This window comes from Zhongshania sp., from assembly GCF_047636175.1.
Classification (GTDB): domain Bacteria; phylum Pseudomonadota; class Gammaproteobacteria; order Pseudomonadales; family Spongiibacteraceae; genus Spongiibacter.
The window spans coordinates 125,000-147,449 of the sequence record NZ_JBLIKC010000004.1 but is presented as its reverse complement, the minus strand read 5'-3'; the positions used below and the strand labels follow the sequence as shown (position 1 = coordinate 147,449).

The following is a 22,450-nucleotide window of genomic DNA, read 5'->3' as shown; positions in this document are numbered from 1 at the left end:
CTAAAGCTAACTCAAGAGACTACCTAGAAAAAATAGCCCGACAAGATAGGCTGAATCGGTCAATGTGCCATTGCCGTAAACAGCGTAGCAAAACTATTCCGCCGAAGGTTGTTTCCCTTATTTACTTACAATTTTATGAACCAATTTTTTCATAAAAATATAATAAAGGCCCGGAAAGTAACGCTTAAGTTTCCACAATAGGGATTCGCGGCGAGTCGGAATAATAATATGCTTGCCCTTTCTGGATCCGTCGTAAACCATGCTCGCAATATCGTCAGCGTTAACGGGTGATCTGTTCATGAGTTTTTTGGCCGTGTTCACGCCACCACTACTACTACTGCGTATAGTTTTCAAAAGATTGCTTGGAAAAGAGGCTGGGCATACGACCGACACTTTCACTCCAAATGGGTCTAATTCACTTAACAGAGTCTCCGACAAGGCCACTACCCCTGCTTTAGATACGGCATAGGCCGACATATTTCTCATGTGAATTAAGCCTGCCATAGACGCCACATTGATTAGCGCTCCGCTACTTTCCTTCAGAAGAGGCACAAAATAATAACAGCCCTTAACAGCACCCATTAAATTTATATCTACTGTCCACTGAAAATCTTTTAGTGACAAGGTATCGATCGTCCCACCCGATGCCACACCTGCATTATTGATTAGGGCATCCAACCCCGACCAGCGCTCAGAAATTATATTAACCAATGCCTGCCATTGATCTTCATTGGTAATATCTAGGTGTTGGAAAAAACAATCGCTACCATGTTGGCTTTTTAGCTGTGAAGCGATCTTTTGGCCTTCTTTATCTTGAAGGTCAGCAATACAAACAGCCCAGCCTTCGCCGGCATATTTTTTTGCCAGAGCCAAGCCCAAACCACTGGCAGCTCCTGTAATAAGGATGCGCTTCATCTTCAAACCTCTGTTTGTATTTAGTAGTACGGACTTTAGATTCGTCATCTTTTGGTTGGAGGGTCATAATCGGCCAATAAAGCTATTTTATTAGAGTGATATTTCCGCCAGTGACTTTGGTTATGTCATTCGCTAGACGTTTTATTATTTTATTATTTGGGGATCGGAGATCTTGAAAAGTTTGGGCGGGAGTTGAGCCATACGCACCACACTGTAAACGGTTGGCCGGATATGATTCCCGAAGTCCATCTGCCTTTGACTATGCTGTCTCTTTATATAAAGACAACTTGATATCGCTATGAAAAAATCACCATTGATAATTATCGCTGTTGTCGCGATTGCACTGTTTGCCTATAGTCAGCGTGCTACCGTTCTTTCAGCATTGGCCGACCGCGTGCTTCAAGCACGTATGGGGGCAGACGCGATAGTAGAGCTGAAAGATGGTTTGCATCTGGCGCTGTGTGGTGCAGGTAGCCCTATGGGGGCACCAGATTACTCCGGTCCCTGCGTGGCCGTGGTCGCCGGCGAACGTTTATTTATTGTGGATGCCGGTACCAATGGCCGCCGTAATCTCAACCGCATGAACTATGGCCCGGGCGGCATCGAAGCGGTATTTCTGACGCACTTCCATTCAGACCATATCGACGGCCTAGGTGAAATGAGTGTGTCGCGCTGGGCCGGTGGTGATTTCCTCGGACCACTTCCGGTGTATGGGCCGGAAGGTGTGGAGCGGGTGGTGAACGGATTTAATGAAGCCTATGCCCTAGATGTAATCTACCGCCACGCACATCACGGCGATCTTGTTACGCCAGTAGCCAGTGCTGGCATGCAGGCGATGCGCTTTGCGACGCCCGCCGAGGGCGAGTTAGTCACGGTTTATAACGATGGTGGTCTTATTGTTGAGGCGCTGTTGGTTGATCATTCGCCGATTAAACCCGCTGTGGCTTATCGCTTTAGTTACAAGGGCCGTTCGATATTAATTTCTGGCGATACGGTTAAATCCGCAAATCTGCAAAAGTTTGCCGAAGGCGTTGATATTCTGGTGCACGAGGCGCTGGGGATGAAGATCACCGCGATGATGCAAGCGGCTTCTGAGCGCAACGGTAACACCACTGGCGCAAAGATTATGCATGACATCCAGGATTACCATACCAGCCCGGTTGAGGCCGCTGAGATCGCTCGCGACGCCCATGTGGGCCACTTACTCTACTATCATATTGTGCCGCCGCTGATGATTCCCGGGCAGAAAGCGCTGTTCCTAGATGGTGCCGAGGATATCTTTCCTGACTACACCATTGGCGTTGACGGCGTGGCTTTTTCACTGCCAGCGAACTCCGATGAAATCATCCAGACCCGGAAAGGGCTGTAGTCACATTTAAGCATTTAAAAGAATTTATATAGGGTTGAGTCGAAATGAAAAAGAAGCTGCTAATAGGTTTGGCCAGTATTGTTGTACTGACGTTTATAGTTGTACTGGCGTTGCCGACAATAATGCACAAGGCGGGTTTACACCCTGAGTACACTGGGGCTACGGTTGAATTGCCAGGTAAACGCGCCTTAATTGTCACCACCAGTCACAATGTGTTGGCGGCTGTTGGTGAGACTGAAGGCCCCGCGACCGGTGTGGCGGCCTCGGAACTGACCAACCCCTACTACGCCTTTCTGGATGGCGGCATGGAAGTACATGTGGCCAGCATTAAGGGCGGGGCCGTTCCCATCGCTCCCGATTCGCTTGGGCGACTCACGGCAACACCAGAAACTCGACGCTATCTTGAAGACCCGATTTTTAAAGCCAAAGTCGAAAACTCCATCCAGATCGACGAGATAGATTTTACGGACTACGACATTATTTTTTTGGCAGGCGGCTGGGGCGCCGCCTACGACATGGGCTACTCCCCATTGTTGGCAAGGGAGGTGAGCAGAGCCTACTATGCTGAACACGAGCCGGTAATTGGTGGTGTCTGCCACGGGGTGCTGGGCCTGATCAATGCCAAAGACAAGAGCGGTAAGCTGTTGATCGCTGGTCGTGCCATGACTGGCGTCAGCGACAAGCAGATCAAGGAACTGAAAATCGAAATCACCCCGCAGCACCCAGAAACTGAGCTGCGTAAAGCCGGTGCCTTGTTTGAAAGCCAAACCGCGTTCCGTGACCTGTTTGCCACTCATGTTGTGGTGGATAAGGAACGGCGTTTTGTTACTGGCCAGAATCAGAATTCCGCGACTGAAACTGCGCACAAGATGATGCTAGTGATCGCCGAGCAAGGGAAATAGCAATGAATCGTGTTCTGAAACTATTTGTACTATTGCCGGCAGTTTTGTTTGTCGTCATGGGTGTTCGCTGGTTGGTTGCACCTGTCGGCATCGCCTCGAACTTTGGCCTTGAGCTGGGTAGAGGTCTCGCCCTTAGCAGCCAAATAGGCGATATGTCTGCCTACTTTTTGACCGCGGGATTCTGCATGCTGATCGCACTGATCAGTGAGCGCCGCAGTTGGTATTACCCGCCTATGATGTTGTTAGCCATTACCGCCGTAGGGCGGGTTCTCGCTTGGCTGGTGCATGATGCCACCTTCGCCGTGAGCCAGATCGTGGTCGAAATTGCAGTGGCATTGATACTACTGTTGGCTTCCCGTCGCCTTGCGCAGGGTGATTGAGTTGAGCCATAGCGACAGCAAAAGGTTTTCAATTTTCCGGCTGCTTAAGGGCGTGGTTCTCAGCCTGGTTTGTGTGAGCGCTGCAGCGCAAACATTGGCTGTACCGCCCGCGAACAAACCACCCAATATTGTCTTTATTCTTGCTGATGATCTGGGCTATACCGATATTGCGCCCTACGGTAGCGAGGTAAATACCCCGAGTCTGGCGGCGCTGGCAGATCAAGGCGTGAGCTTTACCAATTACCACACCGCAGCCAATTGCGCGCCAGCACGGGCGATGCTGCTCACTGGGGTAGACAGCCATTTGGCGGGGGTGCCGAATATTCCGGAAATGCTCGCACCCGAGCAGCGTGTGCATGATAACTACCAAGGCGTGCTGGGCGACGATGTGGTGACCGTAGCAAGCTTATTGGAGGACGCCGGTTACCACACTTATATGGCGGGCAAATGGCATTTGGGCATGGCGCCCGAGAAACAACCGAGTCGACGCGGTTTTCAGCGCACTATGGCAATGATGGATTCCGGTGCCGACAACTGGGAACAGCGCCCCTACCTAGCGCTGTATGATCAAGCCAATTGGTTTGCCGACGGGGAGCGTTACACTTTGCCGGAGGATTTCTATTCTTCGCGGTTTTTGGTCGACAAGATGATTGAGTTCATCGACGGTAATCGGCAAGACGGTAAACCCTTTTTAGCGTATCTGCCCTTTATGGCCGTTCACTCGCCAGTACAGGCGCCGCAGGAATACATTGATCGCTACATGGGGGTGTACGATTCCGGCTGGGATGCGCTTCGGCAACAGCGCAAGGAGCGGGCAACGGCGCTCGGTATTGTGCCAGCAGGTATCCCGATGGTTCGCATGCCGACTACAGATGAATGGGATAATCTAACGAACGAAGAGAGGCGTTATCAGTCAAAGCGCATGGCAGTCTACGCGGGCATGATCGAGGCCATGGACTTTCATATTGGTCGCTTGATCGAGTATCTAAAAGAAACCGGTCTGTACGACAATACGGTTTTCATTTTCACCTCAGACAATGGCGCTGAAGCCAGCGGCCCAGCGGAACCCCGCGCGTTTCCAAAGCGCCTGACTCCCGAGAATCTTGGTTATAATCTGGACTACGACACCCTTGGGCTGAAGGGTAGCTTCAGCACTATTGGCCCCAGCTTCGCTAGCGCTGCGGTCAGCCCCTTGGCTTACTACAAGTTTTACGCTGGGGAAGGGGGGATGCGGGTGCCGCTCATTATTGCCGGTAAGCCAATTGCCCGCCAAAAAGAATTAACACGGGCCTTTGCGTGGGCAACAGATATTAGCCCCACTATTTTATCCTTGGCCGGTGTGGCGCAACCGGGGCCGCGCTACGCTGGTCGACCAGTGCAAGCCATGACTGGCCGTAACCTCGCGCCTCTGGTGTCGGGAGCGGCTGAGCGGGTCTATGGTTCCGAAGACTCGGTGGGCTACGAATTGACCGACCACGGTGTTTTGTTTCAGGGTGATCACAAGTTAGTGGTAAACCAGCCACCTGCTGGCGATGGCCAGTGGCGCCTGTTTAATATCGTCGATGACCCCGGTGAGACGGTGGATTTGGCTGCAACACAAGCGCTGCGCCTCCAGCGGATGTTAAGTCGCTACGAACAGTATCGTCGCGATAACCTAGTGGTACCGTCGCCTCCGGGTTATAACCAGATAAAACAGGTGTTGTTCAATATCTTGCTACAGTACCGCAACGGCACACTAGTCTTTTTGTTAACACTACTGCTGTTGCTGCCATTTTATGTAGCCTATCGAATGAAGAGGACACCTAAGCCATGATCAGTCATTGCTGTTACAGAAATTCCCGCCGCGTCGGTTTAGTCCGCACAGCTTCAACGACAGTAATGTTTAAATACGTACTCCTTTTGTGCGCCTTGATGTTCGCACCGCTGGCCGTCAGTGGTGAAATTTCTGGTATTTGGAAAGCTACAGAGGGACCGGTATGGATCGAAATAAAATTAGCGGAAGGTAATGGTACAGTGATCCGCAATGATAAATACCCTGAACGCGTGGGTAGTGTGATACTGAAAAATCTTAAAGCTGACAAATCTAAACAGCATCTTTGGCACGGCTTAATCTACGTTGAAAAAATGGGCGAGTTTAAAAATGTGGAAGTTACTGCGCCCAAGCAGGAGCGAATGATTACCAAGGGTAAGGTGGGTTTTTTGAGCAAAAGCGTTGAATGGCAGCGTACCGATAAGATTCCAGTACGCTAAACAATAAAAGCTAACCTGCTTAATCAAGCGACTTGGTAACGCTTTTTTTGACGTGGCAATGAGTCACTGCCAGCCAGCCGCTGAATATGCTTTAAACCACCAACAGATTTCGTAACCATATAATTGGAATAAATATTATGAGCACACATTATCAAGCAGCTACTGAAAAGTTGTTAACCGAATTGAATAATGGCGTACTAACCATCAGCTTTAATCGGCCAGAAGCGATGAATGCCTTGCATCCGGAAATGCTCACTGGTGTTGCGGCGTTAGTGGATGAAGCCAGTGCCGATGAGTCAGTTTCAGTGATTGTATTGCAGGGGGCGGGGCGCGCATTCTCTGCCGGGGTGGACCTTAAGGTACTGCAGGATATTGAACCCGCTTTTGGTCGCATTGGCGATCTGTTTGACGGCCCGGCCAAGCAAGCCTATCAAGCTATTCGCAATAGCCGAGTGCCGGTGATTGCCAAAGTCCACGGTGCCTGTTTTACCGGTGCATTAGAGCTGGCGCTGCACTGTGATTTTATCTATACCACCGATACCACAAAATTTGGCGATACCCACACTCGATTTGGTCTACGGCCGACTTGGGGAATGTCCCAGACCTTGTCACAAGCCATCGGTATTCGCAAAGCTAAAGAGCTTTCATATACTGCTCGAGTGGTTAAAGGAGATGAAGCCGTGCAGCTCGGCATCGCGAATAGTTCCGTTGCCGGACCTGAAGAGTTGGACGAGTTAGTGACTGCTCGCGCTGCTCAAATTGCCGGAAATTCCCGCGCTGCTGTCGCTGCTATGAAAGACCTGTATAAGAAGGCACAACAGGGATACCCGATTGACGAGGCGCTAGACAAGGAGTTGTCGGCGGAGTACACCGATATTCTCGATACTGCAGAGCGTCTTGCCGAGTTTCGCTAGCCGGTTTACTGCTAGTGCGTGCTTTTGATGGTTATAAAAAATACTGAAGGGGAAATAATGGCCGCTGTAAATAGTTAAGAGCTTGAGATGTTTCGTAACATGGTATTGTGCTTCCTGAAACAAGAAGTGGTGCCTGTCTATGATGACTGGGAACGCGAACATATCATGCCCAAAGCGTTTTGGCGGGCCATGGGTGAGGCGGGCCTTCTACTGGTCGATATGCCGGAGCAGTATGGCACTGCCGGTGCAGAAGTAGACGTTTGCATGATGATTCAGGAAGAAATGGCCAAGCTGGGTTTTTTTTCACTCGCCAGTGGTTACGGCATCCACAGCAATATCGTAGCGCCCTACATCAACAATATTGCCACTGAGCAGCAAAAGGAGCAGTCGCTACCAAGAATGGCCAGTGGCGAAATTGTCGCGGCGATTGCGATGACCGAGCCGTGCGCAGGCAGTGATTCAGCTGGTATGCGCACGAGTGCAGTAAATGATGGCGATGAGTATATTCTCAACGGTTCTAAAACTTTTATTACTAACGGCGTACACGCTGACCTCGTGATTGTATGCGCAAAGACTGACCCTAGTGCGGGCTCAAAAGGAATATCCCTATTCCTAGTCGACACATCATTGCTTGAATTTTCTCGTGGTAAAAAGATCGAAAAAATGGGCAGCATTGCAGCGATACCGCTGAGTTGTTTTTCTCTGATATGCGCATCCCAGCAAATGCATTGCTCGGCGAGGAGGGCAAAGGCTTCGTCTACCTAATGGAGGAACTGCCAAGAGAGCTCTTGGGCTGCGCCATTCAAGCGGTTTATTTGGCCGAATGCGCGCTAAGTCTAGCCGCCGGCTACGTGACTGAACGTAAAGCCTTTGGGCAAGCAGTGAGCCAATTTCAAAATACCCGATTTAAGTTAGCGTCATGCAAAACAGAAATAGAATTATCGAAAGCCTTATTAGAGAAGTACATTGGTCTATTTAAACAAGGCAAAATGACCGCCGAGCACGCGTCGATTATAAAACTGGCATCTACGGAAATGTGTTTAAAAGTCATTGACGAATACCTGCAGCTACACAGCTGATAAGGCTATACTGACGAGTACCCTATTTCGCGCATATACCGCGACGCACGCGTACAGACCATTTATGCCGGCACATCAGAAATAATGCGTGAAGTTATTGCTCGCTCTGTGGTTGGTCGGTAAATTAATCAGTTTCCTGTTTATAAGCCGAAATATTTATATTTAGCACTGAGTAAGTGGTAGCAGGGTAACCATCGAAATAGTCTGAAAATTGGTCGAGTGCTGCGCTGATCTCGCTTGCCATATCGGTGGCATAGAGCACCTTTTTTCGGAGATCCCAGTCCAGCAGTATTGTTATTCTTGGCTCGTCCGCAAGGGGTGGCGAGTTGGCACTACAAAAATTGATGGAGCAGGATTCCGTCGAAATTGGCCAACTGGTCGCGACGATTTACATTATTTAAATGCATATATTTTTACATTAATTTGAAAGACGAGTTTTGCGATATGATCAATATATAATTTTATAATATTAGAAATTATATAAGGGTAATACGTTATAAAATGAGTAATCCGCTTTTAACCAATTGGTGATGTTCATTATGGTAATATCGCCATTATCAGGGGCGTTTTCTAAAAGTGTTAGAGACTGTGTTAAGTAAAAAGCAGGTTTTCTTAGCCGGAATTAATTGCTATTTCTAACGTTATGTGCTTCTATTTAGCTGTAGTAATGCGAAACGCATTGAGGTTTATTTGAAGGTCGCCGTTTTTCGTCGGCGTTAAATTTAATCTCGGAAGTAACTCCGCGAGTCCAATACTGCCTCGGTGGTCCTGTCCGCCCAGATATGGAAATCAGCTATCAGGGCTCGTCCAATACTGGACAGGAGAAGAGCTATGAATAGCAAGCTGACTACCTTAGCGGTGATCGCCGCTGCGTTGAGCATGAATAATACGGCGATGGCCACCACTGCCACCGGAACAATGACCGTTTCGGCGACCATGGGCGAAGCGTGCTCCGTGAGCTCGGCAACCATGACATTCCCTCCAATTTCCCCATTTGCCACTGACAATATCGTCGCGGATACGGCGGGGTCACTTTTGATCGCGTGCACCGCATTGACCACACCGTTGATCTGGTCGGACTCGCCTCGGGTTCTAACCGGCCCTGGCGCAGGCACCGCAGAAATTCCCTTTAGCCTGGGTCAAACGACCGCTACTGCATTGACCGATGCGCTGCCCATAATATCCACAGGCCAAGCTATTGCCGCTCCGTTCGTTGCCAATGGAACAGAGCAGTCGGTGGCACTGCACGGGCTGATAAAAGCTGCAGATTACTCTGGGAAAGCGCCCGGTCTTTATACAGCATCCATCACGATGAATGTTAACTACTAATAGTCGCAGGTCCTTAACCAAAGATATGGACGGTTCACCTGATTTCAGCTCGAACTGGGGCCAGTCATACTGGCTGGCGTTTATGGCTGTTGGCGGTCACCGTTGCGGAACGCGTCTGGTACCGGATGATGTCAACGCGACTGTGCTTTAGGGCGAGGTTAACGGTGTCAACGTGGTTTTCTCGCACCGTCTTCCGGTATTTGTCGCGGGAACTGTAAAGAACGGCCCGAAGCGGCATTTAAAAAGTGCCAGAAGTCCGTTGAATAATCGTGGTTTAAGACTAAATTCAGCTGGGGGGCAGTACTGAATTAGCCACTAAACCGTGGCCAGTTTTACTTAACCACTACATGGTCATCCCCCACCCCGGTAGGTAAATGCCCTAATTTTTCTCTAAACCCAATGTCTCTATCGTGTCTAAGAACAGGAGGTGTGCCGCAGAGCGCACCCCAAAAAGATAAGGATGGGACGCATCATGAAAAACTCAGAAACACAGAATCAAGGCTTTTCACTTATTGATGTAATGAGAAGAGCCGTGAACAAGAAACTGACTACTTTGACGGTAATCGGAGTTGCGTTAAGCATAAGCAACGTGGCGATGGCAACGACTGGACCCGGAACAATGACTGTTTCGGCGACTTTGGCCGAAGCGTGCTCCGTGAGCTCGGCAACGATGATATTTCCTCCGTTTTCTCGATTTACCGGCACCGATATAGCCGCAGATTCGGCGGGTACGCTTCTGATTACGTGCTCCGCGTCGACCACACCGTTGATCTGGTCGGACTCGACTCGGGTTCTGAGCGGCCCTGGCGCCGCCGAAATCCCCTTTAGCCTGAGTCAAAGGACTGCTACGGCATCGACCGACGCGCTGCCCACAATTTCCACAGGCCAAGCTATAGCCGCCCCGTTCGTAGCTAATGGAACAGAACAGTCGGTGGCGCTGCACGGTTTGATAAAGGCCGCAGATTACATGGGGAAAGCGCCCGGTCTCTATACAACATCGATTAAGATGAATGTTGACTACTAATAGTCGCAGGCCCTTCACCAAAGATATGGACGTTTCACCTGAGTCTAGGTCGAGCGGGGGCAGGTTTTACCGGCTGGCGGTTATGGCTGTTGGTGGCCTCCTGACCAGTGCTGCCGTGGCCGTGACAATAACTCCGGTGAAAGTGGAGTTGTCGAGCGCCAATCCTGTGGTGACCATCACTGTCACCAATGACGCAGACTTGCCATTGACCTTGCAGCAGCAAGTCCTTGCATGGACCCAGGTCAATGGCGAAGTCCACCTCGAGGAAAGTACTGATTTGCTGGTCGCTCCTGCAATCGCCAAAATCGAGCCTCGAGGAACTCAGATATTCCGCGTCACCCAGAGACGTCCAACGGTCGCCGTTACGGAGCGCGCCTATCGTCTGGTGCTGGATGATGTCAGCGCGATTGAGCGTCAGAGCGAGGTAAACGGCGTCAACGTGGTTTTCTCGCACCGTCTTCCGGTATTTGTCGCGGGAACTGGAAAGATCGGCCCGAAGCTGCATCTTGGAAAGTGCCCGAATTCCGCTGAACCGGACTGCGTGCGTCTGGAGAACGACGGCGACCAATATGTGCAGGTGCGTACCCTAATTGTGAATGGCAGGAATTGGCAACAGGATCTGGGGGCAGGTAACCGCATCCTGGCAGGTGCCTGGATGCAGTGGACGTTTGCTCCACCGCCAGTGTCTGCCGGTCGATTGACCATCACTGCCGTGACTTCAGCCGGCCGGATGAGTTTCAAATTGCCGAGTCCCGGCCTGTAACCAACAGGATCAGTCTCTCATGAGCCATGTTGAACTTCGTCGGTGGCTCCAGAAATTTGTCCTGCTAGCTGTCACCCTACTTGCCTTCGGTGTATCGGCAGCTGATGAAGGCAAGGACATCGGGCGCCCTGAAACCCTGTTGCTCAATGTCACCATCAATACTCAACTGCTGCCCGAGGTTGTGCGCGTGGAGAAATTGGTTGACGGCCGGCTCGCCCTCGAGCTTGCTACCTGGAACTTGTCCCGTCTGCGATTGCCAGATCGGGAGCCCTTGCAGCTACCGTACGACCAATATGGCTACGCACTGGAATCGGTTGCCGACCTAACTTACAAGCTCGACTATGGACAGTTGACCCTGACGATTACGGCACCGGCATCTGCTTTCACAGGTAGTGAGATCAACCGACATAGTGTGGTGGCTTCACTGCCAGACACGGTTCGGCCTGGTTTCTATCTCGACTATGATTCCAGCGTAAGCAGCGGCGATCGTGGCTACCAGAGTCACGGTCTTCTGCTTGAAGGCATAGCCTTCGGCAGATGGGGGTCGGTTGTATCCAGCCTTGTATTTACCGGTAACCGGCAGCGCAATCAAGTCGTGCGCACGGAAAGCTACTGGCGCAAGGATCTCCCCGGTCCGATGGAAACGTTGGTGCTGGGAGACACCATTGGCGATGGTGGTGCCTGGAGCCGGCCGGCGCGCTATACAGGCATTCGCTGGGCTCGTGACTTCTCCCTGCGGCCGGGATTCATTTCCATGCCCATGCCCACTCTCTCTGGTACGGCGGCCTTGCCTTCCACGATTGATGTATTGATCAACAATCGGCGGCAAAAGACCGAACAGGTCAATCCGGGCCCATTCGAGCTGACCAACGTGCCCGTTACGAACGGCGCAGGGGAAATCAATCTGATCGTGCGCGATCTGCTCGGGCGCGAGAGTATCATCAACCAGAGTTATTATTCCTCTCCTCGCCTGCTGGCAAAGGGCCTGTCTGATTTTTCTGTCGAGGCGGGGTTCCTGCGGGAGAGCTACGGCAGACTAAGCAATGATTATGGCAGTGCCTTTCTTGCCGTCACCCGGCGGTATGGTCTGACCTCGGCACTGACGGGAGAGACTCGCCTAGAGATTCAGCCTCACAGGCAGGCAGTCGGGGGTGATGTCGTGGCGCTGCTTGGCTCGTTCGCTACGGTCGAAGTCTCGGTTGCAACTGCCAGTACAGAACACATCCGCGGCAACCACTATCTGTTCGGTCTGGAGCGCCGCGCCTCAAGGGGAAGTGGTTCTCTGCGTTGGGAGTACTTCGATCGTGATTTCGTTCAGTTCGCAGCTTTTCCGAACGAAATCAGGCCACGCGAACGCCTCAGTGCAGGCTTGGGCACATTGCTACCGGGGAATGTCTCGGCGGCCATCAACTACACGGCTCAGAAGTCCTGGGACGATGACCGCCTGGATCTACTCACCGTAAACGTGGGTGTGACGCTGTCAAAGGGTATCTATCTGAGCAGCTATGTAAGTCAGGACCTTGACCTTGAGCGTGGCTGGAGCGCTGGTATCACCCTCAACCTGTCGCGCGGGGGGCGGCGTACAGCAAGTGCCAGTACCAGCCGTGGTAGCAACCGCAACACGGTCAACCGGGCAGAGCTGAGCCAGTCAAAGCCGGGGGGCGGCACCGGATCTGGCTGGCGACTGAGTGTCAGTGACGATCCCGATCAACGGTGGCGCGGGGGGCTCACCCGAAATACCAGCGGCGGGAGCTTCAGCGCCGAAGCCTCCGGTACGGCCAACGGTCGGGCTTTTCGCCTGGGTGCCAGTGGCTCCGTCGGCTGGTTGGGCGGGCACGCTTTCGCCGCCCGCAGTATCGGTGCCGGTAGTTTTGCCGTGGTCAAGGTCGGTAGCATTGAAGATGTTCCGATCTACCGAAGCAATCAGCTGATCGCTATTACCAACGGCAGCGGCATGGCCTTGGTTCCCGACCTGCTGCCTTATCAGACGAACCAGCTCACCATTGACCCGGTCGAACTGCCATTCGATATCAAGATTCAGAGCGTCAAGGAGATCGCCGTGCCGTTTGCACGCAGTGGCCTGCTGGTTGACTTCCCTGTGCATCGTTCACGCAATGCACTTGTGCTACTACGCCAGGCCGATGGCACGGTGGTGCCTGCCGGGGCCCGCGTGACCGTGCCGCCAGGTGAGAAGGATTTTCTCGTCGGCAAGCGTGGAGAGGTCTATCTGATGAACCTTTCTGATAGCAATAACCTAAGCGTGCAATGGAAGGAGGGGGCCTGCCACCTGATCCTCCAACTGGACCCCGCCGGACCGCGCGAGCCGCGTATCGGACCGATGACTTGCGGAGAGCGGCCATGAAGGCAACTTCATCATGGCGAGGTGGCATGCTGGTGTACGTGGCTGGTCTGATGATGGCATCTGGTGTGGAGGCGGCTAGCTGTCAAGTAAGCGCCGCGGTTGTCAGCTTCGGCAGCTTCAATCCGCTGACTCTGAGCTATGTAGATAGTACCGGCAGCATCACGGTGAACTGCACCGATGTTGCGGGCTACTCGATCGCCCTCTCAGCGGGAAATGGCAGTTATAGTCAACGCAGTATGGTTTCTGGTATTCATGCTCTCGATTACAACCTCTATCGTGACGCCGCTCATCAACAGGTCTGGGGGGACGGAAGTTCCGGCGATAATTACGCTGTCACCGCTGCAAATCCGGTAAATGGCCAAAACTATGTTTATACGGTATACGGCCGTCTTCCTCTGACGATGAGTCGTGGTGGGCATGTCGGCACATACACTGACACCATAAGCATTATCGTAAACTACTAGCCACCCGGGGTATCTACTAGCTTTTTTAGATCAAACGAACGTGGATATCCATCGCTCAGTAAGGCCAGACAAACTTAGTTACCGCGATATTGTGGCCCGCATTAGCGGCAGAAATGAGTCGGGGAGAAAGGCCGTTGGGGTTATGTCAAAAACTTCTGTAGATGACTTTTACCAGCTCTTTAAATCTGAGCAGGGAGATCGGCAGTTATGTTGAAGCATGCCTTCAGCTCAAACGAATATTTAATGCTAACGACAATGAGAAAGCCATACCCTCTAATGCGAAAGAGGGGCTCAAACGGATTGGTAAAGAGAGTGAAATCAATAGGAGGCGTGTTTCTAGTTATGTGATAGAGATCGACGTAACATAACAAGAAAAGGCAGAGCGATGACAAAAATTGAGGGCTTACTTTTAGCATTGAGGCTGCAGTAAGACTTACAGAATCCGCGCAATAAGAAACCAGATTAATCTTTATTATTTACAATAATTGCCTGTAAATTTTTTTCATAGCAACTTATTTAAGATTTCTCTTAGTTCTTGAATAAGTTCTTGAATAAGTTTTGTAGTGATCGTGCCTGCGTGAAGACATGCGCGGTACAAACATTGATATTTGCAGCGTTTCACCTGCGCCGACATCGTCGCCATCCAGAGAGAACCGCGACAGCACTCAGCAGTCACTAATACCAGCGGACGAAGTGGGCGCGTCTTTTGGAATATATACGCCATGGACCGCAACGTCGTTAGTGAAGACATCATTCTTCGCACTCAATAGGGTAATACCATTAGCTGAGCCACTCATCCGTTTGGGTTTTGCCGTCGGGCCACCGAGGAGTGTAATATCACACTAATAACAATAATGTGACATAAGGACATTGCCTATGTGCGCCCGCGTATTGGTGCTTGCTGCGCTGCTGATCAGTCTTGCCGCTTGCGGCGGCCAATCTTCCTCGTCGATCGATCCTTCCTCGCTGGAGGGGGGGATTGTTCAAACTCGTGGTGCTGTGCCCAGTGGCGCTCCGCCAGCGGCATTCGGTGAACTGCCTTTGCGGGCTCGCCCAGCGAGTTGGCCATTCGATGATGGCGCGCCGCGCACCTCGGGAACCGGGCGCTATGCCTATGGAGCCTATTATTGGACCGACTTTATTTACGATGCCAATGGTGCAAAAGGGCCCAATGTCCCGTTTTATCGCATAGGCACGCCCACCGGTGGCAGCCTTAACTATCCGCAGGCGAGTATGGCCGGCAACGGTGCTGACCTGTTCGTTGTGGCGCTGGGCCGTCGTAACGGCGAGCTATTTTTACGAGTGGACTGGCAGACGTTGATCGATCACAGCGTGCCGGTGGCGGCATTTGCGGTTGATAACCAGCCAGGCGGCAGCGACAGCTGGCCTGGCATCGCTGGCCTTCGCAGTCCGGGAGTAGATGCACTGGTGTTACTCTCCGCGAACGGCGCATTTATCGATTACAAAGATGGCAATGGTCCGCAGCTGTTCGCACCGGTGACGGTAGATATGGAGGCGCGCACCTTTGTAGCGGCACTGCCAGAAGACAGCTTGGCGACAGATACGCCTTGGACCCTCTATGTTGCCTCCGGCATTAATGATGGCGAGGGCGGTTTTCTCAATGACAACGCTGGCTTTCGCAGTCTCCCTAATCAGCCGCCGGTGTTTAACTTGGCGTTTCGCGACTACGACGATGAGCCAGCATTATTTAATTTCTGGTTTGATGAAAGTCAGTCAACGGCATTAAACACCGGGGATGTATCGGCGTTTTCTCAACAAATTGACTGGACGCGAATGGGTGAGACCGAGCCTGAGCCGCTGCGTTATGGTTACAGTAACCGCTGGTATATATCGTCGGTATCTGGTTCAGAACTGGGTGATGGCAGCTTTGCCGGCGGTTTAGATCGCAGTGAGGCTGGCGTAGTTGCCGACCCCGGTTACTACGATGCTGTTCAGCCCTACGGGATTTATATTCCCAGCAGTTACTTGCCATCCTCGGCGGCGCCGAGTCTCTACACTTGGTTATTGCACAGTTTTACTCAAAATCACAATCAATACAGCGCCAGCGTACCTAACTTCTTGCTTGCAGCCTGTGAGACTTTACGTCAGTCGGTATGTGTCTCGCCGCTTGGTCGCGGTTCTGCCGGTTACTATGAGGCTGCGGCGGAGCTCGACTTTTGGGAAGTATGGCGAGATGTGGCTGCCCATTTCAATATTGATAGCGAGGCGGTTTTTACTGCCGGTTATTCCATGGGCGCGATAGGCTCCATTAACTTGATGGTGAAATACCCGGAGGTCTTTTTCGGCGGGGTGATCCTAGCAGGCTCACATGCCGACGCTCAGCTGTTGCCCTGTTCCTTGGATAATAACGGCTGCGTTGAATCCAAGGGCCCCGAGCTAATGGAAAACCTTAAGTGGAATGGCTACTACCAAGCCCATGGCACCTTCGACCAACTGGTGCCATTTCCCGACGCGCGAGCTACGGCGGACGGTATGCGCGACTTTGGCTATCGCTATGTTTTTGACCACTACTTGGCGGAAGACCATATTGTGTGGACGCTCAAAGATGCGGGCTACTCCGCTTTTCAAAAAGCGGCACAGTGGATGGTGCAATGGCAGTCCTCTGAAGAGCAGCGGCGCTCTGCTCCCGGTGAATTAGTCTACCGCTGGGAACCACACATGGTGAATTTAGACTGGGGACTGGGGCCTCGTGGCGCTTGGTGGCTTGAGGACGTACAGGCCGCTGATGGCGCTGAGTATGCGGAAATTCGCGCCCAGTCCGGTGCTCTGCCAGAGCCAGAGATGCTGACTAAAGCCAATGTCGGTGAACTTATTTTCCCCGACGCGACCACCCTTAGCCCAGCGGTGCGCGATAGCCTGAGTTGGGAACTGGGGAGTTTAGAAAATGCGACAGGGGAGCTTCGTGCCAGCCTGACTCAGGTTGCCGCGCTAACGATTAATTTGCAGGAAGCCGCCATTGCCGAGCGCGCAGAAAAGCGCATTGAGTTAGATAGTGATGGTCCTTATCAACTGCGCTTAATTGGACTGCCCACGGGGCAACGCGTGCAGGCGGCGGGTCAAAGTCTACAGGCCAGTAATGGCAGCGTGGTGCTGACTATGCCGGCGGGTGAGTCAACGGTGGTTTTCCCTTGACGGGCTATCGGCGCATTAAGAATTTGGCGTTCGCCCTAAGCAGCGCTATGTTGTGCGCTCACTGTCGGCAGCTGCGCGCGCGGAATTATTAGTCGCTGCGATATCTGCCTAAAACCATTAAAGGCAAACTCTAGGGCCACATATCGAGGGCGATATTATAAGTTGTGGAGCTTGTGCATGCTCCGCTGTGTATATGAAGCTTTTAACGGAGCCGCCAGCCTACAAAATAGTTAACTATCCTAATCGATGATAGCTACAAGGAAAGATAGTTTCAGCTCCTGATTTTAGAAAATTCGTCATCCATACGCATAAACATCTAAAGGCCCATTTTATTTTCGTCGTCAGAAAATTCTCAATAATACGCTTAATCACGTTGCAGGCACTCTCGATCATTTCATTGCAGTGGTGCTGTCCTGCCGGGGTGAGTGTGATGAGTTTTTCACGTCCAGAATTTGGATCTTCTTCCAGCTCTATATAGTTCAGTGGGGCTTTGGAAACACTGCTGCTGGTGATGTCATACTAGCTTGTCATTAATCTCACGATATCTTTGCGCCTGATAGCCTTCTTACCGCTGCGAGCTGTTTCTGAGCGAAGTATCCACATGATCACAGTTTGGTGGCGATCTAAGCGGCCGCACTCCAATAATCCGGCTTCAATCTTCATCCCAATAGAAACGTGAATGGGATAAAAACAGTCCAAAAACATATTTGGTGCGGTCTCTTGATTGACGGGCACGTCGTCGTGTTTTTTCCAGCGGTTATTCAGCTTGCTTCCCAATATATTGATTTTTATCTGAACTTAGGATCGATTGGGAGCACTGTCAAGATCTTTGGTTTTTGACATTGTCATGAAAAGAAATAGCGTCAGGTTAACGCTATTTCTTTTGGCGTATATTCTTGCTCGAAATGATAATGATTAGAGCAGGTTGTGGATGTGAGTAGTCATCTTGAGCGCCAATTAGATTCTTTGCGCAGTGCCTACCATTTTAAGCGTTTTCCTTCGCTTTCTATAAGGCTGGATCGCCTGCGTCGTGTTAAAGCTATGCTGGCTGAGAATGAAACTGCATAGTGCGAGGCATTATCACATTATTTTGGCTGTCGCTCAGTAGATCAGAGCTCCTTTGCCGACATCAATACGAGTATTAAGTCAGTAAATCATGCCTTAAAGAATTTAAAGTTCTGGATGAAAGCGGAACGCCGCACACCTGATTTAAGTTTGAAAATGAGTGTTGCTAAGACCTATGTTGAGGCCTTTCCAAAAGGTGTTGTGGGTATTCTAAGCCCATGGAACTTCCCTATAAATTTAGCACTTTCGCCCTTGGTTTCGATACTTGCGGCAGGTAACCGCGCGTTTATAAAGCCTTCAGAGGCAACGCCAGCAACATCGGCGTTACTGGAATGCGTAATTGCCAAATATTTTTCCGAGGGTGAAGTGTCGTTGGCTTGTGGGGACGTCGATGTTACTCAGGCCTTCGTTAAACTGCCGTTTGATCATAGTAACGATGCGCGAATAAGATGAGGGGCAATATAAGACCCAGGATAAAATGAACATCTGCCGACCAAGTCCTAAGTACTTTGTCTCCTAGGTAATATAGGAAATATCCGCTAAAGCTTAAGATTATTAATACAGCCAGCATGCTGAGCCCGCTGTATAAACGTTGTTGTCCACGTAAACGACCTTGAATATGGCAGCGGGTCAAATAGCCGAATATATATAAGAATACAAAGGCAGCTAGGCCGTGAAATGCCATTAAAGTAGAGCCGGAAAATGGTGAGTCGATGTCGATAAATAGGTAGCGATCCAAGTATCTAGGTACGGCATAGGTAATACCGGTGACCAGTAGTAACAATAGATCAGCATATAATGAGTGTTTCAATAACGGCCGCACTGCTATGCCCCTCTTAACAAGCGATCGTGGACAATCAGTAGGCCATGAATGCCGTCTACTAGATGCCGGCAAGATAATGTGGCGCCACTAATATTGTCAATATTGGTGCCCAGCTTAAGTCGATTGGAGAGGTTCTTGCCAAACATTTGCGCACGCCACAGTTCGCTAGTAACCTCCCCGCCATGAGTTTCGTGATATTCCATTATCTCCAGATTAGTGATGGTACCGGCAGTGTTTATCGCTAGCGCGTATAAAATATTTTCATGTTTTCCCAAGACTTCTGCATTGAATAGCCAGCCCGTCAGCTGGCTTCGCTGACGAACTTCCCAGACCTTGATACTTTTAGATATTAAACGCGCAGATGTCGCGTTCTTAATCTCTTTTAGGAGACTACGTTCAATCTGTACTGGGTGCGCTATTAATTCCGCAGAGGGAAATAGGGTCTTCTTGAGTTGCAGCTCAGTGAAAAACACTTCTGCAATCGCCGGGGATACTGACGTGAATAGTAATATCAGACATAGTGTTTTGAAAAAATGCGTCATAGTGAGTTTGGCCTATTGTGGATTAAAAATTCAGGCCAATCTGAAGCAATATTTCGCTCTCGGTCTTTTCAATAAGGTGGAGGTTCTGATCAGGCTGATTGTCGTACTTCTCGCCGCCGCCTCGTAACTGTTCCATCCAGCTAAGGTTTACCCAGTAGTCCTTGTTGCCGTAGTGAATACTCGGTCCTGTAAACCAGCTCCAGCGTTCGCGATTAACTTCGGTTTCATATTCTTCCTGATATTGAACTTCGACCCCGGCGAACCAGTTTTTTGTAAAGCGGTAGCTAAGGCCAGTGCTGTAACTGAGTTCAATTTCTACTTCAGGGTCGGTGGGCCATTCAAAGTCGGCAGGTAGATTATTGATATGGGCACGATCCGCCCAGGTGGTCTCCAAGTTGATATTGCCTCCCCAGATTAACTGGCCATCCATTAAGTACTTCTGCAGTTGTAGCCCAAGCTCAACGCTAATGGTGGTTTTGTCTTGGCCCGAGTGAGGGTCTAACCAGTCATAATCTAAGGAGACCGACGTAGATAAACCGAAGTTATCTAAAGCGGATTTTAGGAAGTTATAAGAGAGCTCTACTTCGGCGCCGCTAGATTTAAGGCCAATGTTGTTTTCCTTGGGTAAGTAGCCCTCTATTAATAGACCGGAGGTATCTAGTGACAAAGCTTTTAAGGCACCGGCCAAGGTAAACCGATCAGTGACACCGTATTCATATTCCACGGTGTAATCATAAGCAGTGTAGTGACCTGTGCCTTTTCCATCTCGCTGCATCACTTTTAGATAGAGCTCGGATGCGCCATTGGGCAATGGCTCGGCTGATTTCACATTGGCAAAGAGCAATTCTCCTGCTGACGACAGGGTGGGCACTAAAGTGAGTGCGCTGGCAATGACATAGATTCTGGATGACTTTAAGTTCACGATATTAATTCTCACTGGTTATCGATGGCGGGATGATATATATATGCAAATCGTAATGCAAATGATTATCATTATTATCGTTATGACTGAGTCATCGTGACTGAATCTTCGTGACTGTGTTCGAAGCGTGGGGAAGTAGCGGCAGGAGAGTGAGATATGGGCTTTATTTACCACGGCGATTTAGACGTGGAGTTGCTTCTAAGTAGCGAAAAAGTGACTATGTAGCGCCCCAGCATTATGGCAGCTGATAATACGGTGGTTTACGTCGCGCTCATACTGAATAGGGTGTCGACCGAAGATTTATAGATAAAAGTATAACAAGCTAGGCTAGGTTTATAGCTACAGTTTGCACGGGGATTGCAGGTGCTGGCCCGATGCAGCAACCATGCCCAGGCTTTATTGAAAAGGCTTGATAGAAAGTCAGGAGGAGGGAGCGATGAGTGACACGCAGTGGCAATACCTAAGTTTGCACCGGCAAGGCCGGGTGCTAGAAGTCACGTTCCGTTCGGCCGACAAGGTTAATAGCCTGAATAATGCGCTGATGCGGGAGCTGACACGTCTCGCCCAGGAATTACAATTCGACAGCGAGTTGAGCGCGATCATCCTGACCGGTGACGCCGCTATTTTTAGTGCAGGTATGGATCTTAAAGATCCCGAAGCCGCTAAGGCCCCTAGCCTGACCGTGGCGGAGCGTCGCCAACTGGTGAAGGTGGGTCCTGCCATGTGTGCGGCGTGGGAATCGCTGGAGCCGGTCACTATTGCGGCCATTGAAGGTTGGTGTATCGGCGGCGGTGCGGCCTTGGCGGTGGCTTGCGACTGGCGCGTTGCGGCGGATAATGCCTGCTTCTATGTGCCAGAGCTTAAGCTGGGTATGAATATGAGTTGGCAAAGTGTACCGCGCTTCACCCACCTTATCGGCCCAGCCAAAACCAAGCAGTTACTCATTTTAGCTGAGCCATTGGATGCCACCACGGCTGAGCGTTGGGGTCTATTCGACTACCTTTGCGCGCCTGGCGAGGCATTAACACGAGCTCGTGAGTTGGCCGCTCAGGTTGCGGCCATGCCACCGATACCGGTGCGCATGGTAAAGCGCGCGATCAATGTGAGCGTCACGGCTTTAGATAACGCGGTTAGCTATATGGATGCCGATCAGTTTTTGCTCACTCAAGGCACAGAGGATGCATTAGAAGGCGCCACGGCGTTTTTCGAAAAGCGGCCACCCCAATTTAGCGGTAATTAATTTTTTTTCAAACTATGGAATTCACTATGTCTTACAGCACCCTGCGCTACGACGTCGCCGATAATATTTTGACCCTCACGCTGAGTCGTCCCGACCATCTGAATGCCTTCACCGTAGAGATGGCCGATGAGTTGATTGAGGCCTTTAACCGTGCGAGCGATGACGACGAAGTCCGTGCGGTGGTGGTAACCGGCGAAGGTCGAGCATTCTGTGCGGGCATGGATCTGTCTGCGAGCGGCAACGTCTTCGGTCTGAACGAAAGCTTGAAGCCGACCATGGATGATATGGAGAACCGTCTCGAGGATCCTGAAATTATCGCCGGCGTGCGCGACACGGGCGGGCGCGTGACGCTGGCAATCTACGACTGCAATAAACCCGTGATCGCCGCCATTAATGGCGCGGCTGTGGGGATTGGCGCTACCATGACCTGTGCCATGGATATCCGCTTGGCCTCCGAGCACGCGCGTATTGGCTTTGTATTCAATAAAATTGGCATCACCCCGGAAGCCTGTTCCAGTTGGTTTCTGCCGCGTATCGTGGGTATTTCACAAGCGCTGGAATGGGTCTACAGCGGCGAGATATTGAAGCCTGAGCAAGCTTTAGCCGGGCGATTTGTGACCGCAGTGGTCCCCGCCGATCAACTGCTGGAAGAAGCCTATAAAATTGCGCGACGCATTGCCCAACACAGTCCGGTAGCCATCGCGATGACGCGACAGATGATGTACCGGTGTTCTGCGCAGGCGCATCCTCTTGAAGCGCATAAAGTGGATTCATTGGCGATCTATTATGCCAGCCAGACGAGTGGCAAAGAGGGGGTTCAATCTTTCCTCGAGAAGCGGGCGCCGGTGTTTAAGGATCGAACGTCTACAGATATGCCGGCGTTTTATCCCTGGTGGTAACGGGTCTAGTGCCTGATACAGCTGGCTAGAATATTGGAGAGCAGAGACAACTAGT

The 22,450-nt window shown here is 51.1% G+C and carries 20 protein-coding genes and 1 pseudogene; 18 read left to right on the top strand and 3 right to left on the bottom strand.

Annotated elements, in window-relative coordinates; translation table 11 throughout:
- Positions 1-117 precede the first annotated feature (117 nt).
- Positions 118-915: an SDR family oxidoreductase gene (locus ACI955_RS03530; RefSeq protein WP_415242383.1), complete on the bottom strand. Its 798-nt coding sequence runs from the start codon at positions 913-915 to the stop codon at positions 118-120.
- Positions 916-1,213: 298 nt separating this feature from the next.
- On the opposite strand from ACI955_RS03530, the gene ACI955_RS03525 reads away from it, so the two are divergent.
- The 16 genes and pseudogenes from ACI955_RS03525 (at position 1,214) to ACI955_RS03450 (ending at position 18,422) form a co-directional block, all read left to right on the top strand.
- Positions 1,214-2,284 (top strand): MBL fold metallo-hydrolase, encoded by a 1,071-nt coding sequence (locus ACI955_RS03525; RefSeq protein WP_415242351.1) that lies wholly within the window; start codon positions 1,214-1,216, stop codon positions 2,282-2,284.
- Between the two features lie 44 nt (positions 2,285-2,328).
- Positions 2,329-3,186 carry a type 1 glutamine amidotransferase domain-containing protein gene (locus ACI955_RS03520; protein ID WP_415242350.1) on the top strand — a complete coding sequence of 286 codons (858 nt, stop codon included), beginning with the start codon at positions 2,329-2,331 and terminating at the stop codon, positions 3,184-3,186.
- 2 nt (positions 3,187-3,188) lie between these two features.
- Entirely contained in the window at positions 3,189-3,566 is a 378-nt protein-coding gene (locus tag ACI955_RS03515; protein WP_415242349.1) for a hypothetical protein, read from the top strand.
- A gap of 1 nt (position 3,567) precedes the next feature.
- The gene (locus ACI955_RS03510) at positions 3,568-5,379 is read left to right on the top strand and encodes an arylsulfatase (RefSeq protein ID WP_415242348.1); all 1,812 of its coding nucleotides are present in this window, start codon (positions 3,568-3,570) and stop codon (positions 5,377-5,379) included.
- A gap of 65 nt (positions 5,380-5,444) precedes the next feature.
- A complete protein-coding gene (locus ACI955_RS03505) occupies positions 5,445-5,816 on the top strand; it encodes a DUF2147 domain-containing protein (RefSeq protein ID WP_415242347.1) in 372 nt (123 codons plus the stop codon).
- 137 nt (positions 5,817-5,953) lie between these two features.
- On the top strand, positions 5,954-6,730 hold the full coding sequence (locus ACI955_RS03500) for an enoyl-CoA hydratase/isomerase family protein (RefSeq protein WP_415242346.1): 777 nt from the start codon (positions 5,954-5,956) through the stop codon (positions 6,728-6,730).
- Between the two features lie 87 nt (positions 6,731-6,817).
- Positions 6,818-7,495, top strand: a complete 678-nt coding sequence (locus ACI955_RS03495) for an acyl-CoA dehydrogenase family protein (RefSeq protein WP_415242345.1) — start codon at positions 6,818-6,820, stop codon at positions 7,493-7,495.
- A pseudogene (locus ACI955_RS03490) lies at positions 7,438-7,932 on the top strand (acyl-CoA dehydrogenase family protein). The gene ACI955_RS03495 and the pseudogene ACI955_RS03490 overlap by 58 nt, the downstream one beginning before the upstream one ends.
- Positions 7,933-8,640: 708 nt before the next feature.
- Positions 8,641-9,138 carry a spore coat protein U domain-containing protein gene (locus ACI955_RS03485; RefSeq protein WP_415242344.1) on the top strand — a complete coding sequence of 166 codons (498 nt, stop codon included), beginning with the start codon at positions 8,641-8,643 and terminating at the stop codon, positions 9,136-9,138.
- Positions 9,139-9,670: 532 nt separating this feature from the next.
- Positions 9,671-10,162 (top strand): spore coat protein U domain-containing protein, encoded by a 492-nt coding sequence (locus ACI955_RS03480; RefSeq protein ID WP_415242343.1) that lies wholly within the window; start codon positions 9,671-9,673, stop codon positions 10,160-10,162.
- Positions 10,163-10,244: 82 nt separating this feature from the next.
- Positions 10,245-10,925: a molecular chaperone gene (locus tag ACI955_RS03475; protein WP_415242342.1), complete on the top strand. Its 681-nt coding sequence runs from the start codon at positions 10,245-10,247 to the stop codon at positions 10,923-10,925.
- 19 nt (positions 10,926-10,944) lie between these two features.
- Positions 10,945-13,287 (top strand): fimbria/pilus outer membrane usher protein, encoded by a 2,343-nt coding sequence (locus ACI955_RS03470; RefSeq protein WP_415242341.1) that lies wholly within the window; start codon positions 10,945-10,947, stop codon positions 13,285-13,287.
- On the top strand, positions 13,284-13,751 hold the full coding sequence (locus tag ACI955_RS03465; protein WP_415242340.1) for a spore coat U domain-containing protein: 468 nt from the start codon (positions 13,284-13,286) through the stop codon (positions 13,749-13,751). The genes ACI955_RS03470 and ACI955_RS03465 overlap by 4 nt, the downstream gene beginning before the upstream one ends.
- Before the next feature lie 876 nt (positions 13,752-14,627).
- The gene (locus ACI955_RS03460; protein ID WP_415242339.1) at positions 14,628-16,904 is read left to right on the top strand and encodes a hypothetical protein; all 2,277 of its coding nucleotides are present in this window, start codon (positions 14,628-14,630) and stop codon (positions 16,902-16,904) included.
- A 933-nt stretch (positions 16,905-17,837) separates the two neighbouring features.
- Positions 17,838-17,972 (top strand): hypothetical protein, encoded by a 135-nt coding sequence (locus tag ACI955_RS03455; RefSeq protein WP_415242338.1) that lies wholly within the window; start codon positions 17,838-17,840, stop codon positions 17,970-17,972.
- A 60-nt stretch (positions 17,973-18,032) separates the two neighbouring features.
- Positions 18,033-18,422: an aldehyde dehydrogenase family protein gene (locus ACI955_RS03450; protein WP_415242382.1), complete on the top strand. Its 390-nt coding sequence runs from the start codon at positions 18,033-18,035 to the stop codon at positions 18,420-18,422.
- Between the two features lie 372 nt (positions 18,423-18,794).
- Here the strand turns inward: ACI955_RS03450 and ACI955_RS03445 are convergent, their stop codons facing one another.
- Positions 18,795-19,334, bottom strand: coding sequence for an FMN-binding protein (locus ACI955_RS03445; RefSeq protein WP_415242337.1), 540 nt, complete (start codon positions 19,332-19,334; stop codon positions 18,795-18,797).
- 22 nt (positions 19,335-19,356) lie between these two features.
- On the bottom strand, positions 19,357-20,256 hold the full coding sequence (locus ACI955_RS03440) for a DUF6662 family protein (protein WP_415242336.1): 900 nt from the start codon (positions 20,254-20,256) through the stop codon (positions 19,357-19,359).
- 436 nt (positions 20,257-20,692) lie between these two features.
- Between ACI955_RS03440 and ACI955_RS03435 the strand changes: the two genes are divergently transcribed.
- Entirely contained in the window at positions 20,693-21,496 is an 804-nt protein-coding gene (locus ACI955_RS03435) for an enoyl-CoA hydratase/isomerase family protein (RefSeq protein WP_415242335.1), read from the top strand.
- 26 nt (positions 21,497-21,522) lie between these two features.
- Positions 21,523-22,395: a crotonase/enoyl-CoA hydratase family protein gene (locus tag ACI955_RS03430; RefSeq protein ID WP_415242334.1), complete on the top strand. Its 873-nt coding sequence runs from the start codon at positions 21,523-21,525 to the stop codon at positions 22,393-22,395.
- The last annotated feature ends 55 nt before the right edge of the window (positions 22,396-22,450 follow it).